This is a genomic window from Pseudomonas sp. FG35, assembly GCF_057809295.1.
The window spans coordinates 637,830-651,999 of record NZ_JBMDJR010000001.1 but is presented as its reverse complement, the minus strand read 5'-3'; the positions used below and the strand labels follow the sequence as shown (position 1 = coordinate 651,999).

Sequence of the window (14,170 nt, the reverse complement as noted above, 5' to 3'; positions counted from 1 at the left end):
TTTTTTGCCGCTTTCTACCCGCTTTCTACCCGTTACCGTGGCAGCTTTTGGTCGGTTGCTGCCGGAGGCCGCTATTGGCCGATAGCTTCTCCCAGGAGAAAGGGCGACTGTTGGTCGGATGCGGTACATTCTCAACGGTGGCTCGTGTTCAATTGCTTCCTGTCACAAGCGTCCATTTTTTGCCGATAACTCCTCCTAACTGCAATCAACTTGCTACAAGTGCTCACTTCCAATACGAAACAGTTCCAGTTTCAATACGCTCAAGGTCGCTCTTTCGCTCGATTTCGAAGCAGCAAGGGCTGTCTGTTCACACCGAATTGCCTGCACCACTCCAGCACCGACACCCCAAACCATCGATGAAAAGCCCGCGAGAATGTACTGACATCGGCGTAGCCCAGCAGGTGCGCTACCTGCGGCAGACTGATCGTCGGGACCTGCAGGTATTTGCGCGCCAACTGCTGGCGCGTCTCGTCCAGCAACTGCTGAAAAGAGGTGTTTTCCTCAGCCAGGTGGCGCTGCAAGGATCTCGGGGTGACGGCCATGCAATCGGCCACTCTGTCGATCGTCGCGCGTCCGCTGGGCAACAGATTGCGCAGCAATTGCCTGACGTATCCCGGCATGGCATCGGTGGACAGACGTTCAATACCTGCCAAATGTTCAGCGATGAGCTGATGCAAGACTTCACTGGCGCAATCCAGCGGCTGCGCGAGCACACTGGCATTGAAGAGCAATCCCGTGTGGGCGGCTGAAAACGTCGGCGTGATGTTTAGCGCCTGCCGATAGAGGCCTTCATCCGCCAAAGGCGCATGGCGGAGCATGATTGCCTCGGGTTGCCATGGTGCACTGGCCAGGGTTTGCATCAGGCGCAGACCGACCCCGCACGCCAGCTCTTCGGCCTGAGCGAGGCCGTCGATCTCCTGCTCATCGGCTCGATAACCCAGTAACGCGATGCCATCGGCCACCTCCAGATAGAGATGCGCCGCGCCGTTGTAGAGGGCGAAATTGGCGCGCAGTTCGCGCAGCGCGTCGCCGACGGTACGGGTGTTGTGAATCAGGAAAAACATGTCACCGAAGACGTCGACTCCCTGATGGAGGCCGAACTCCAAACCGAACAATGCGTTGTTCGAGCGCTGCCGGCACAGTGTCAACAAGCGGCAGTAATTGCGAAAGGACAGGATGTCTTCCGGGCGCTGCAGTGACGCTACGGACAGACACGCTTGGCGCAGCATCCGGTTCGGCTCCAGTCCCTGACGCCGGGCAAATGGATCGAAACCTGTCAGGCTGATGGCGCGAATGAACGGGTTGCAAGCCATGTCGATTTACCGAGGTAAGTGTTGCATGCGTTGTTTCCACTGCTGCGGGCTGACCCCGTTCCAGCGCGTGAATGCCCGGGAAAACGCGCTCAGGTCGGCGTAACCCAACAGACCCGCCACTTGCGTCAGGCTGAGCGAAGAATCGCAGAGGTAGCGCGCGGCCATCGACCGGCGTGTCTGGTCCAGCAGCGCCTGAAATCCAGAGCCCTGCGCTCGAAGATAGCGCTGCAAGGTGCGTGGACTGATCATCATGTACTCGGCCATGTCGCGCAGCGTGACCGGGCCGTGGGCCAGTTCATTGCGCAGCCTTTTTTGCAGGTAAGACGGCAATTCCTCCAGCGTCACGCGGGCCAGTTCGTCGATATGTTGCCGGGCCAATTGTTGGTATCTGGCGTCCGTCGTGCTCAGCGGTGTCGTCAGTAATGACTCATCAAACACCCAGGCATTGACCGGGCTGTCGAAACGCGGCGCTACCCCGAGCAAGGCGCGATAGGCCAGGCGGTTGGCCGGAGCACTGTGGCGCAACAGCAGCGATTTTGGTTGCCAGGCGTGCCCGAGCAGTTCGCGCAGCAGGCAATTGGCGATACCCATCGCCAGTTCCACGGTCTGGCGGACCGAAATAAAGGTGCCATCCGTGACGTCGTATAGCAGCAGGGCGTTACCGGCCTGACGCTCAAGCTGCACGAGCGCGCCGTCGCTATGGATATGGAAATAACGTGTCAGCAGGTTCAGCGCCTCGCCGACCGTGCCTGAACTGCGCATGGCGTAAAGCAGGGTGCCGAGACTTTGCGTGCCCTGGCGCAAGCCGAACTGCACGCCGAATAGCGGGTTGTGCGAACGCTGGGCGCACAAGTCAATCAAGGCATTGAACTGCGCGCCGGACAGTCGAGCATCCAGAGGGTCTTCAGGCAGCTCAACCGCGGCCAGCGCCGAAGCCGGGTCGATGCCCTGACTGGCACAAAACGCCTTGAACCCCAACAGCGCAGTACTTCGAACCGTGGACATCCGCTCAACCCTCAGAATGACCGGCCGCCGCTGGCCGGAAAGAACTGGCACGATTTGCAAAATCGCTGGCGCGATCTGCAAAGCTTTCACCTCGCTCGGAGGGCCAGACTCGAAGCACCCATAACAATAAAACTGCGTTCGGCCCGCGGCCGGACGATGGAGGTGTTCGATGCGTCGGTTCCTGTTTGCTTTGCTCGCGGTCGCATTGGTTTCGGGTGCGCTGTATTCGCAGCACCGGCCAGCTGGCCACACCGTTGTCCATCATTCCAGTCACCCTCCGGTCGCCAGCATCAGCGATGCCTTCACCCATTTTTGAGCGTTAGAGCATTTTTTCCGGCAAGCAGGCGTCCTCGCGCAATTGACTACCAGCCAGCGCGCCATGCAGGAACATTTGCTCAAGGGTGCGTGCCGAATCGGCGTTGGCGGCTCGCCCGCGCTGTTCGGCATCCACCAGGCCATACACCAGAGTGATGAACAGCTCGGTGAAAATCGCGGCGGTGATGTCGATGCGAAACAACCCTTGTTGCTGGCCTCTCAGAAAAAATCCGTCCAGCGCCTCCAGGTAAAACTGCCAGCGTGTGTCGCCCCGTTCGAAATCGAGAAAGTCGGGGCGGTAATGTGCCATCAGAAACGCCAACAACTCGCGATGGGCGAGGTGTTCGCGGATCAATCGACGTAACGCGTCCAGCGCCTGCAAATGCTGCAAACCGGCACGGCGGATAATCAAATTGAGCGTTGCTTCGGCGTGTTCTTCCAGTTTTTGCACCAGGTTTTCCCGTGTCCCGCAATAGCGATGCAGGGTGGCCTTGCTCACGCCTGCCAATTGCGCCAGCTCTTTCATGGTTGCCCTCGGCCGGTTGACGACCGCCACGGTCAACGATTTGAGCAGGTGTTCTTCATGGAAAATCAGGTTCATCACCAAGCCTCAAGCGACCGTAATGTAAGATTCATATATTTCTCACATGAGACAATATTGACTCATTAGGATTTGAAAAGTAGCATTCGCACCAAATTCAATCAAGCCTCGGGTGAGTTATGGGCAATTTGCGTGCAGTAGGGATGGCGGGGTCGTTGGCAGTTGCCATTGCGCTGGCCGGGTGTGGACCAGCGAATGAACAGGCGGATATGGCTGAAGTGGCGCGTCCGGTAGAGGTGCTTGCAGTGAAGACTGAGCCACTGGCACTGACGTCAGAGCTGCCGGGCCGGGTGGAACCGATGCGCGTTGCGGAAGTGCGTGCGCGGGTGCCGGGCATCGTGATGCAGAAGCGTTTTGAAGAGGGCGCTGATGTCAAAGCCGGCGACCTGCTGTTCCAGATCGACCCGGCACCGCTGAAAGCAGCCTTGTCTCGCGCCGAGGGTGAACTGGCCCGTGCGCAATCCGTTGCCCTTGAGGCTCAGGCGCGGGTCAAGCGTTATGAACCGTTGGTGAAGATCGAAGCGGTCAGCCAGCAGGACTACGACAGCGCCATGGCCGATTTGCGCAGTGCTCAGGCGGCCACGCGTTCAGCCCAGGCTGATCTGCAAAGCGCCCGGTTGAACCTGGGTTATGCCTCGGTGACCGCGCCGATTTCCGGGCGTGTCGGCCGCGCACTGGTCACAGAAGGCGCCTTGGTCGGTCAGGGTGACGCAACGTTGATGGCGCGGATTCAGCAGCTGGATCCGGTGTATGTCGACTTCACCCAATCGGCCGCTGACGCGCTGCGTCTGCGCGAATCACTCAAGGGCGGCAAACTCTCCGCCGACGACAACAAGGCGTTGTCGATTCGTGTCGACGGCACTGCTTACGAGCGTCAGGGCGCCCTGATGTTTACCGATGTCGCCGTTGACCGTGGCACCGGCCAGGTGTCGTTGCGTGGCAAGTTCGCCAACAGTGACGGTGTGTTGCTGCCGGGCATGTTCGTGCGCGTGCGCACACCTCAAGGCACCGACAATCAGGCCATTCTCGTGCCACAGCGCTCGGTGCAGCGCGGCAGCGATGGCGGGGCGCAAGTCATGGTGGTCGGCGCCGACGGCCGCGCCGAAGCGCGCACTGTGGTGACCGGTTCCATGCAGGGTTCGCGCTGGCAGATCAGTGAAGGCCTGAAGGCTGGCGATCAGGTGATTGTCAGCGGCCTGAGTGGCCTGCAGGCAGGCGCCAAGGTCGCGCCTGCTCAGCCTCAAGCCCAGGCGCTGACGCCTGAGTCGAAACAGTAAGGGCGCCGTCGCCGCGAGGATATTCCGATGTCTCAGTTTTTCATCAAACGCCCGAACTTCGCCTGGGTGGTGGCGTTGTTCATCTCTCTGGCCGGTCTGCTGGTCATTCCGATGCTGCCGGTGGCGCAATACCCCAACGTCGCGCCGCCGCAGATCAAGGTGACGGCAACCTATCCCGGCGCCTCCGCGAAGGTGCTGGTGGACTCGGTCACCAGCGTGATCGAAGAGTCGCTCAACGGTGCCAAGAACCTGCTGTATTTCGAGTCGACCAACAACTCCAACGGTATCGCCGAGATCGCAGTGACGTTCCAGCCGGGCACCGACCCGCAGCTCGCTCAGGTTGACGTGCAAAACCGTCTGAAAAAAGCTGAAGCGCGGATGCCGCAAGCCGTGCTCACCCAAGGTCTGGAAGTGGAGCAGACCAGTGCCGGGTTCTTGCTGATCTATGCGCTGAACTATAAGGAGGGCACCCAGCACAGCGACACCACCGCACTGGGCGACTACGCCGCGCGCAATATCAACAACGAGCTGCGCCGGGTTCCGGGTGTCGGCAAGCTGCAGTTCTTCTCCTCCGAAGCGGCGATGCGCGTCTGGCTCGACCCACAGAAACTGGTGGGCTACGGGCTGTCCATCGACGACGTCAGCGCGGCCATCCGCGGCCAGAACGTACAAGTGCCGGCCGGCAGCTTCGGCAGTACGCCGACCAGCAGCCAGCAGGAACTGACCGCCACCCTGGCGGTGAAAGGTACGCTGGACAATCCGGAAGAATTCTCACGCATTGTCCTGCGTGCCAACGAGGACGGTTCCACGGTCAAACTGGGCGACGTCGCCCGCGTGGAAATCGGTCAGGAAAGTTACAACTTCAACTCGCGTCTCAATGGCAGACCTGCCGTGGCAGCGGCGATCCAGTTGTCGCCCGGCGCCAACGCAATCCAGACCGCAACCGCAGTCAAGCAGCGCCTGGCCGAACTGTCGGCGTACTTCCCGGATGACGTGGAATATTCCGTTCCTTACGACACCTCGCGTTTCGTTGATGTCGCGATCGAGAAGGTGATTCATACCCTGATCGAAGCGATGGTCCTGGTATTTCTGGTGATGTTCCTGTTCCTCCAGAACATCCGCTACACCCTGATTCCGTCGATCGTGGTTCCAGTGTGTCTGTTGGGCACGCTGATGATGATGTACCTGATGGGCTTCTCGGTGAACATGATGACCATGTTCGGCATGGTGCTCGCGATCGGCATTCTGGTGGACGACGCAATTGTTGTGGTGGAGAACGTCGAGCGGATCATGGCCGAGGAGGGCTTGTCGCCGGTTGATGCCACGGTGAAAGCCATGGGGCAGGTATCGGGCGCGATCATCGGTATCACCCTGGTGTTATCGGCGGTGTTCATGCCGCTGGCGTTCATGTCCGGCTCGGTCGGTGTGATCTACCAGCAGTTCTCGGTATCGCTGGCGGTGTCGATTCTGTTCTCCGGTTTCCTTGCCCTGACGTTCACCCCGGCGCTATGCGCCACGCTGCTCAAGCCGATTCCACAAGGGCACCATGAAAAGCGTGGCTTCTTCGGCGCTTTCAACCGTGGCTTCGCCAAGCTCACCGATCGCTATTCGGTGCTGAACAACGGGCTGGTGGCGCGCGCCGGCCGGATGATGTTGGTGTATTTGGGCATTATCGCCATGCTCGGCTTCTTCTACCTGCGCCTGCCGGAATCCTTCGTGCCGGTGGAGGATCAGGGCTACATGATCGTCGACGTCCAGTTGCCACCGGGCGCGACTCGCACCCGTACCGAAGCGACCGGCGAACAACTGGAGCGCTACCTGGCTACCCGCGACGGGGTTCAGTCGACGTTCCTGGTGTCCGGCTTCAGCTTTTCCGGGATGGGCGATAACGCAGCGCTGGCATTCCCGGTGTTCAAGGACTGGTCGGAGCGTGGCGAAGATCAATCGGCCATGGCGGAAGTCAATGCGCTGAACGAGCAATTTGCCGTGACCAACGACGGTGCGGTGATGGCCGTGCCACCGCCGCCGATTGACGGGCTGGGCAACTCCGGTGGTTTCGCCTTGCGCCTGCAGGATCGTGCCGGTCTGGGCCGCGAAGCATTGCTCGCTGCCCGTGACCAGGTGCTCGGTCAGGCCAACGGCAACCCGAAAATCCTCTACGCCATGATGGAAGGCCTGGCCGAGTCGCCGCAATTGCGCGTGGTGATCGACCGTGACAAGGCACGCACCCTGGGGGTGAGTTTTGAATCAATCAGCAGTGCGTTGTCTGCCGCGTTTGGTTCGGAGGTGATCAACGACTTCACCAACGCCGGCCGCCAGCAGCGCGTGGTGGTGCAGGCCGAGCAGGGCGACCGGATGACTCCGGAAAGCGTGCTCAAGCTTTATGTACACAACACCGCGGGTGATCTGGTGCCGCTCAGTGCTTTCGTCACCACGCATTGGGAGGAAGGTCCGGTGCAGGTGGTGCGCTACAACGGTTATCCGTCGGTGCGCATCGTCGGTGATGCGGGGCCGGGCTACAGCACCGGTGAAGCCATGGCGGAAATGGAGCGTATCGCTGCGCAATTGCCGGCCGGCTTCAGCTACGAGTGGACCGGTCTGTCCTATCAGGAGAAGGTCTCCAGCGGTCAGGCCACGCAGCTGTTCGCGCTGGCCATTCTGGTGGTGTTCCTGCTGCTGGTGGCGCTGTACGAGAGCTGGGCGATTCCGCTGACCGTAATGCTGATCGTGCCGATCGGCGCCATCGGTGCGGTGCTCGCGGTGATGGTCGCCGGCATGCCCAACGACGTGTACTTCAAGGTCGGTTTGATCACCATCATCGGTCTGGCGGCGAAAAACGCGATTCTGATCGTCGAGTTCGCCAAGGAGCTTTGGGAGAAAGGTTACAGCCTGCGCGACGCCGCGATCGAGGCCGCACGGCTGCGCTTCCGGCCAATCGTGATGACGTCTATGGCGTTCATTCTCGGCGTAGTGCCGCTGGCACTGGCGACCGGGGCAGGTGCCGCAAGTCAGCGGGCGATCGGTACCGGGGTGATCGGCGGCATGCTCAGCGCGACGCTGCTGGGGGTGTTGTTTGTACCGATCTGTTTTGTCTGGGTGCTGTCGATGCTGCGCAGTAAACCTGCGCCCATTGAACAACCCGCTTTGACTCAGGAGTGACACATGCGTATTTCAGGATTTTCTACGCTGGTGATCGCCATGCTGCTGGCCGGTTGCTCGTTGGCGCCGACCTATGAGCGGCCCGTTGCACCGGTCGCGGACAACTGGGCGGGCGAGTCGCTGAAACAAGGCGCTCCGATCAACCAATTGGCGTGGCAGGCGTTCATCGTCGATCCCGATCTGCGCCGTCTGGTGGAGGTTGCGCTGGATAACAATCGCTCATTGCGCCAGACCCTTCTGGACATCGAGCAGGCTCGGGCGCAGTACCGAATTCAGCGGGCTGATCGGGTTCCCGGGCTGAATGCAAGCGCGTCCGGCAATCGCCAGCGCTTGCCGTCGGACTTGGCCAGCGACGGCCGGGCAGGGGTGGCCAGCCAGTATCAAGTCGGCCTGTCGCTGCCCGAATACGAGCTGGATCTGTTTGGCCGGGTCAAAAGCCTCAGCGACTCTGCGCTGCAGGAATATCTGGCTACCGAAGAAGCCGCCCGCGCCGCGCAGATCGCGCTGATCGCCGAAGTCAGTCAGGCCTATCTGGTTCATGACGGCGCCCAGCGTCGTCTGGATTTGACTCAACAAACCCTGAGCAGCCGCGAATACTCGTTCGCGCTGATCAGCCAGCGCCGCTCCAGCGGCACGGCGACTGCGCTGGATTATCAGGAAGCACTGGGGCTGGTGGAGCAGGCGCGGGCCGAGCAGGAACGCAATCTGCGCGAGAAGCAGCAGGCGTTCAACGCGCTGGTTTTGCTGCTGGGGACAAAGGATGCAGGGAAAGTGATTCCCGAGCGGCTGACGACGCAGCCGATGCTGGTGCAGGACATCGCCCCGGATACCACCTCGACGCTGATCGAGCGCCGGCCGGACATTCTTGCGGCCGAGCATCGACTGCAAGCGCGCAATGCCGACATCGGCGCGGCACGGGCGGCGTTCTTTCCGCGTATCAGCCTGACCGGCAGCTTTGGTACTTCCAGCGCGCAGATGTCCGGTCTGTTCGACGGTGGCTCGCGCTCCTGGAGTTTCGTGCCGAACCTTTCGCTGCCGTTGTTCGATGCCGGTCGCAACAGTGCCGGGCTGAGTCTGGCCGAAGCCCGCAAGGATTCAGCCGTGGCGGCCTATGAAGGCACGATTCAGACGGCGTTCCGCGAGGTCGCCGATGCATTGGCCGCCACCGACACCTTGCGCCGGGAGGAAGCCGCGCGCCGCGCACTGGCCAACACCAGCACTGAAACCCTGAGTCTGGCCAAGGCCCGTTATGAAGGCGGTATCGACAGCCACCTGCGTTATCTCGATGCCCAGCGCACCAGTTTCGTCAACGAAACGGCGTTTATCGAAGTCAGCACTCAGCGCCAGATTGCCCTGGTCGATCTGTTCCGTTCGCTGGGTGGAGGATGGTCATCACAAACAAACGTCAGATAAATCCTGGCAAGAGCTCCTTTGGGTTGGCGCATCCAACCTTTTGCCCCGTAGACCGAGAGGTCACGGGGCTTTTTTGCAGGAGGATAGAGTGTGGATTATTGGGGTTTTACGTTAGCGGCACCGTGCAGGAACATCTGTTCCAGCACATTGGCCGAGTTGGCGCTGGCCGCGCGCCCACGGCGCTCGGCATCGACCATTCCGAAGATCATGGTCAGGAACAGCTCTGTGAAAACGGCTGCCGTGATATCGATGCGAAATGCGCCCAATTGCTGGCCGCGCAGAAAAAAAGCATCCAGGGCATCGGCATAAGATTGCCAACGGTCGCCCTCACCGTTGACTGGAAAAGTGTCGGGTCGGTACTGAAAGAGCAGGAAAACCAGCATTTCACGATGCGCCAAATGCTCATTGATCAAACTGCGCAACGCCTGCACCGGCTCTCCGTGCAGCAGGTCGGTTGTGGTGGTGATCTGGTTCAGCACCGTCTCACCGTGGCTTTCCATTATCTGCACCAAGTTGTCGCGGGTGCCGCAAAAGCGATGCAGCGTAGCCTTGCTCACGCCTGCCGCTTCAGCCAGTTCCTTGAGCGTCGCACGGGGGCGATCAACGATGGCCAGGGCAAGCGCCTTGATGAGTCGTTCGTCTTGAGGAGTCAGGGACATCAGTCGGTCTCGAATCGTATTTCAGTCCTCGGAATTGTGCAGGAAAAGCTCATTACTGCAATGAAAACCACAGAACTTGAGCAACTTACTTCATCTGAGACGAAATAAGCTCAACGCCCGGCTCACAAAGCTGAACGGATTTCGGGGTATTTGCATGTCATGAACTGCAAAATACCTGGCGTGATCTGCCAAGCTTTTGCATCGGTCGTTATCCAGAATCGAAACCCTCAATAACAAAAGACACTGCATTTGGCTCCCGCCAGATGACGGAGGTTTGCGATGCGCCCGATTCTATTTTCCTGCCTGGCCCTGACTCTCGTCTCCCTCGCCATCTACTCGATTCATAGCTTCTACTCAGTGGGCTCATACGGTGTGTTCAGCCCGGTCAGCTGGAACCCGACAGCACAGTCGCAGCCAGCCTATCCCGTTGCCAGCATCGGTGATGTTTTCCGGAAATTTTAAAACGCCGCGGATATTCGATCTTCAATCACGCCCTCTCAACACCCTGAATACGTCAGTAAGGGACACTCCATGTGTGACCTGATCCATTACCGCGTCGTAGATGGCCTGGCGCTGATCGGTCTTGACCGTGCGCCGGTCAACGCACTCGACCAGACCCTACGTGCAGCCCTCATTGATGCCTGTGAGCGTGCCGCTACGGACATAGCGGTGGGTGCCGTCATTCTCTATGGGGTGCAGGGACTGTTCAGTGCTGGTACCGACATCAAAGAATTCGGGACCGAAGCGTGCTTCGCTGAACCTGACTTGCCTGGCATCCTGACTCGCTTGAGCGCGCTTCATAAACCACTGATTGCGGCGATCGGTACGTTTGCGTTAGGAGGAGGGCTAGAGCTGGCCCTGGCCTGCGGATACCGGATTGGTGCGCCAGATGCACGGCTAGGGTTGTCGGAAATCAATCTTGGTCTGATGCCTGGCGCCGGCGGTACGCAACGCTTGCCCAGGCTGATAGGCGCCGAATCGGCTTTGAACCTCATTCTTTCAGGTGAGCAGATCGATGCCGAGCGTGCTCGAATGCTCGGCATTCTTGACCGTATCTCCTCCAGCACCGAACAGTTGCTGGAAGAGGCGCGCGCTTATGCCAATGAGTTGATCGAATGTTGTGCTCCTGCGCGGCCAGCCGAAGCATGGCCAAACCCCGCCGAGGACTTGCCCGATGATTTCCTGGCGCGTTATCGCGTGGAGCATGAGCCGCGCTGGAAAAGTCGACTGGCGCCCAGGTTGGTGCTTTCTGCGCTGGAGGCCGCCTGCCTGTTGCCGTTGGAAGAGGGACTGGTGCGGGAATTGACGCTGTTCAAGCAGGCTGAAGCATCACGTCAGTCGAAAGCATTGCGGCATGTTTTCTTCGCAGAACAAGACGCGCGGCGAACGCCCCGGATCGATACGGCTGATCCGTCGCGCAAGATCAACAAGGTTGCCGTGATCGGTGCAGGCACCTTGGGTGGAGGCATCGCGATGAGCTTTGCCGATGTCGGTATTCCCGTTGCGCTGATGGATCTTGATGGGCGCACGCTTGATCGCGGTCTCAAACGTGTTCGTGAAAACTATCAACTCAGCGTCAAGCGCGGAAAACTCAGTGCCGTGCAAATGCAGCAGCGGATGGAACTGCTGTTTGGCACGCTCGACTACGCAGACCTTTCAGATGCCGACCTGATCATTGAGGCGGTATGCGAAAAGATGGAGAGCAAGCATCAGGTGTTCCTCGCTCTGGAGAGCGTGTGTAAGCCAGGTGCCATTCTTGCGACCAATACGTCGTCGCTGGATATCGATGCGCTCGCGAAGATGGTCTCTCGTCCGCAGGATGTCATTGGCATGCATTTCTTTAGTCCGGCCAACGTCATGCGATTGGTGGAAATTGTGCTTTGTCAGACGACAGCGCCGGACGTCGTAACCGCTGTCATGGACATCGCCAGACGTATCGGCAAACTTCCGGTCATCTCCGGTAACAGCGCCGGCTCCATCGGTAATCGCATGCTCGAACCCTATGCCCGCGAAGCTCACCGTCTGGTACTGGAGGGGGCGACGCCGGTCCAGGTTGATGCAGTGCTGACCAGTCTGGATTTGAATATGGGCGTATTCAGCATGCTGGATCTGGCAGGTATCGATGTGAGCTTTCTAATGCGCGACGCCAAGCGTGAAGCCATCGCCCATGACCAGAGCTACTGCTGCCTTGCCGAGGAACTGTATGCCTTGGGACGGTACGGGCAAAAGACCGGACGTGGCTTTTACCTCTACGAGGGACGTAGTCCAAGGGAAGACCGGGAAGTCATCATGCTGGCAGAGCAGCTTGCCCGTGAACACAACGTTACGCGTCGCAACATCGAAGATTTGGAAATTCACGATCGCTGCCTGTTTGTAATGATCAACGAAGGCATTCGCTTGCTGGACGAAGGTATTGCCCTGCGTGCCAGTGACATCGATCTGGTGTGGATCAACGGCTATGGCTTTCCCGCGCATCTCGGAGGCCCCATGCATTACGCCGAGCAGTTGGGCCTGGAAACGGTGCTCAGCCGCATCCATCACTATCGCAGCGCGCTTGGCGAATACGGTGAGATGTGGTTTCGCCCAGCGGCGCTTCTGGAACGTCTGGTAGCCGCCGGCAGATCTCGCATCGAAATATTCTGAAAATTCCCTTTCTCCGGACGAGAGCGAGTCATGAGGACGACCACGCATCTGCCTCATGCTCGCCCGATTTCGGAGAAAGGGACCTGTTACCCGTAGAGCGCGCCAGCGCGATTCATTTCGAGGTGTGTTGATGACTCAAGATTTCATTCAGAATTTTTCGCTTGCCGGCCGAACTGTATTGATCACCGGCGCCTCCAGCGGCATTGGAGCTCACCTGGCAAGGGTCGCTGGGCATGCCGGCGCCCGGGTTGTGCTGACTGCACGACGCGTCGAAAGACTCGCACAGGTGGCAAAGGACATTGAATGGGATTGCGGGCAAGCGCTGTCCGTCGAACTCGATGTGACTGACCGGAACAGTGTCGAAGCGGCGTTCGATGCGGCCGAAGCACATTTTGGCGTGGTTGACGTGGTACTCAACAACGCAGGTATCGGTAACGGCCAGCGTCCACTCGAAATCAGTGAAGAGCAGTGGCGTGAGATGCTTTCAACCAATCTGGATGGCGTCTGGCGTGTCGCCCAGGTTGCTGCACAAAGGCTGGCAAAGGCCGGACGTAAGGGCAGCATCGTCAACGTGGCCTCGATACTCGGACTGCGCGTTAGCACCGGTTACAGCCATTACTGCGCTGCAAAAGCCGGGGTGGTTCAGCTGACCAAGTCACTGGCGCTGGAGCTGGCGCGGTACAACATCAGGGTCAACGCCATCGCGCCAGGTTATTTCAAGACTGAAATGAACGAAGCTTTTTTTGAGGGTGACAAGGGCAACAGCTACATCCGCGATAGGGTGCCCATGCGTCGACTGGGTCAGTTACACGAACTGGCCGGTCCCTTTTTGCTGTTAGCGAGTGACGCCGGTGCATTCATGACTGGCAGCGTACTGACCGTGGATGGAGGCCATCTGGTCAGCAGCATGTGATCGGCTCAGTGACTGGCCACCAGCAGGGCCAGTGCGGCGCAAGCCGTCTCGGTTTCGGCCCTCAATCTATGCAGGTCTCCATGGGCGGACCACGCGATAGTCAACCCGTCAACCAGTTGGACCAGAAGCCGACTTGCGGCCTTTAAAAACTTTTCCCCCAGCTCTGCGCCTACAGCTCGCTCCAGTGCCTGCTCAGTCGCTTCAATGGCTACTGAGTAAATCTTGCTTGCCATTTCGGGGTCATTGCGCAGTGCCCAAAAAAACAACTCACTCTGCGCCTTGGCCGCGTCCGGATGATCGATGAACCAAGTGATCAACTGTCGCAGGACTTCGGCAGTCGTATCAGCGGCAGTTGTCCCGGCAGGGACGTGTTCCAACGCTTGATGAGGCAGGTTAAACAGTGACTCATAGACGGCATAGAAGAGGTCGTTCTTGGTATGGAACACGTAATGCAACGATGCCAACGGACAACCGGCCGCCGCCGCAATCCGTCGGGTCGTTGCATTGGCGACACCGTGCTCGGCAATCACTTTGATCGTTGCCTCGACGAAATCCTGCCGGCGTAATTCAGCGCCCATTCTGGCCATAGGTCAGCAATCTCCAATATTCCTGGCGCCCTTTATCGGTAAGGGCGCTGTCGACGCTTGCGGATGCTACAGCAACGAATCGCCTTGCGTCAGGGAAGAAACGGTGGTCTGAAACTGTCGCACCATTATTGGTAACGACTGTTTCGCAAATTCCCGATTTGGTGCGAACCGAAGAAACACTCGGAAATGTTTAACGAAACTCTCGTGGCTCGAATCTATCCCGCGTCTCTGTAATCGATTGATTAAACGTGACTATTTCCCGCGCTTCAGACATTGGCACCAGCC

The 14,170-nt window shown here is 59.2% G+C and carries 11 protein-coding genes; 6 read left to right on the top strand and 5 right to left on the bottom strand.

The annotated features are described in order from the left end of the window. Positions 1-260 precede the first annotated feature (260 nt). Together ACODTD_RS02825 and ACODTD_RS02820 are read right to left on the bottom strand one after the other, a co-directional pair. The gene (locus ACODTD_RS02825; protein WP_011334174.1) at positions 261-1,313 is read right to left on the bottom strand and encodes an AraC family transcriptional regulator; all 1,053 of its coding nucleotides are present in this window, start codon (positions 1,311-1,313) and stop codon (positions 261-263) included. A gap of 6 nt (positions 1,314-1,319) precedes the next feature. Then, entirely contained in the window at positions 1,320-2,318 is a 999-nt protein-coding gene (locus tag ACODTD_RS02820) for an AraC family transcriptional regulator (protein ID WP_489104400.1), read from the bottom strand. Positions 2,319-2,487: 169 nt separating this feature from the next. Here ACODTD_RS02820 and ACODTD_RS02815 point away from each other — a divergent pair, with 169 nt between their 5' ends. Then, entirely contained in the window at positions 2,488-2,634 is a 147-nt protein-coding gene (locus ACODTD_RS02815; RefSeq protein WP_164872147.1) for a hypothetical protein, read from the top strand. A 3-nt stretch (positions 2,635-2,637) separates the two neighbouring features. On the opposite strand, the gene ACODTD_RS02810 is transcribed toward ACODTD_RS02815, so the two are convergent. Then, positions 2,638-3,234 (bottom strand): TetR/AcrR family transcriptional regulator, encoded by a 597-nt coding sequence (locus ACODTD_RS02810; RefSeq protein WP_074690577.1) that lies wholly within the window; start codon positions 3,232-3,234, stop codon positions 2,638-2,640. A gap of 119 nt (positions 3,235-3,353) precedes the next feature. On the opposite strand from ACODTD_RS02810, the gene ACODTD_RS02805 reads away from it, so the two are divergent. From ACODTD_RS02805 to ACODTD_RS02795, 3 genes are read left to right on the top strand one after another with little or no spacing between them, the layout of a single operon-like run. After that, positions 3,354-4,511, top strand: a complete 1,158-nt coding sequence (locus ACODTD_RS02805) for a MexC family multidrug efflux RND transporter periplasmic adaptor subunit (protein ID WP_039768489.1) — start codon at positions 3,354-3,356, stop codon at positions 4,509-4,511. A gap of 27 nt (positions 4,512-4,538) precedes the next feature. Continuing rightward, the gene (locus ACODTD_RS02800) at positions 4,539-7,670 is read left to right on the top strand and encodes an efflux RND transporter permease subunit (RefSeq protein WP_011334170.1); all 3,132 of its coding nucleotides are present in this window, start codon (positions 4,539-4,541) and stop codon (positions 7,668-7,670) included. A gap of 3 nt (positions 7,671-7,673) precedes the next feature. Beyond that, positions 7,674-9,083 carry an efflux transporter outer membrane subunit gene (locus ACODTD_RS02795; RefSeq protein WP_011334169.1) on the top strand — a complete coding sequence of 470 codons (1,410 nt, stop codon included), beginning with the start codon at positions 7,674-7,676 and terminating at the stop codon, positions 9,081-9,083. Between the two features lie 95 nt (positions 9,084-9,178). Here ACODTD_RS02795 and ACODTD_RS02790 read toward each other — a convergent pair whose 3' ends face one another. Continuing rightward, positions 9,179-9,742, bottom strand: a complete 564-nt coding sequence (locus tag ACODTD_RS02790) for a TetR/AcrR family transcriptional regulator (protein ID WP_011334168.1) — start codon at positions 9,740-9,742, stop codon at positions 9,179-9,181. Positions 9,743-10,273: 531 nt separating this feature from the next. On the opposite strand from ACODTD_RS02790, the gene ACODTD_RS02785 reads away from it, so the two are divergent. Together ACODTD_RS02785 and ACODTD_RS02780 are read left to right on the top strand one after the other, a co-directional pair. Further along, complete coding sequence (locus ACODTD_RS02785) at positions 10,274-12,385, top strand: 3-hydroxyacyl-CoA dehydrogenase NAD-binding domain-containing protein (protein ID WP_489104399.1); 2,112 nt, start codon at positions 10,274-10,276, stop codon at positions 12,383-12,385. A 130-nt stretch (positions 12,386-12,515) separates the two neighbouring features. Continuing rightward, on the top strand, positions 12,516-13,298 hold the full coding sequence (locus tag ACODTD_RS02780) for an SDR family NAD(P)-dependent oxidoreductase (RefSeq protein WP_011334166.1): 783 nt from the start codon (positions 12,516-12,518) through the stop codon (positions 13,296-13,298). A 5-nt stretch (positions 13,299-13,303) separates the two neighbouring features. Here the strand turns inward: ACODTD_RS02780 and ACODTD_RS02775 are convergent, their stop codons facing one another. Beyond that, a complete protein-coding gene (locus tag ACODTD_RS02775) occupies positions 13,304-13,885 on the bottom strand; it encodes a TetR/AcrR family transcriptional regulator (RefSeq protein WP_011334165.1) in 582 nt (193 codons plus the stop codon). Positions 13,886-14,170: the final 285 nt, after the last annotated feature.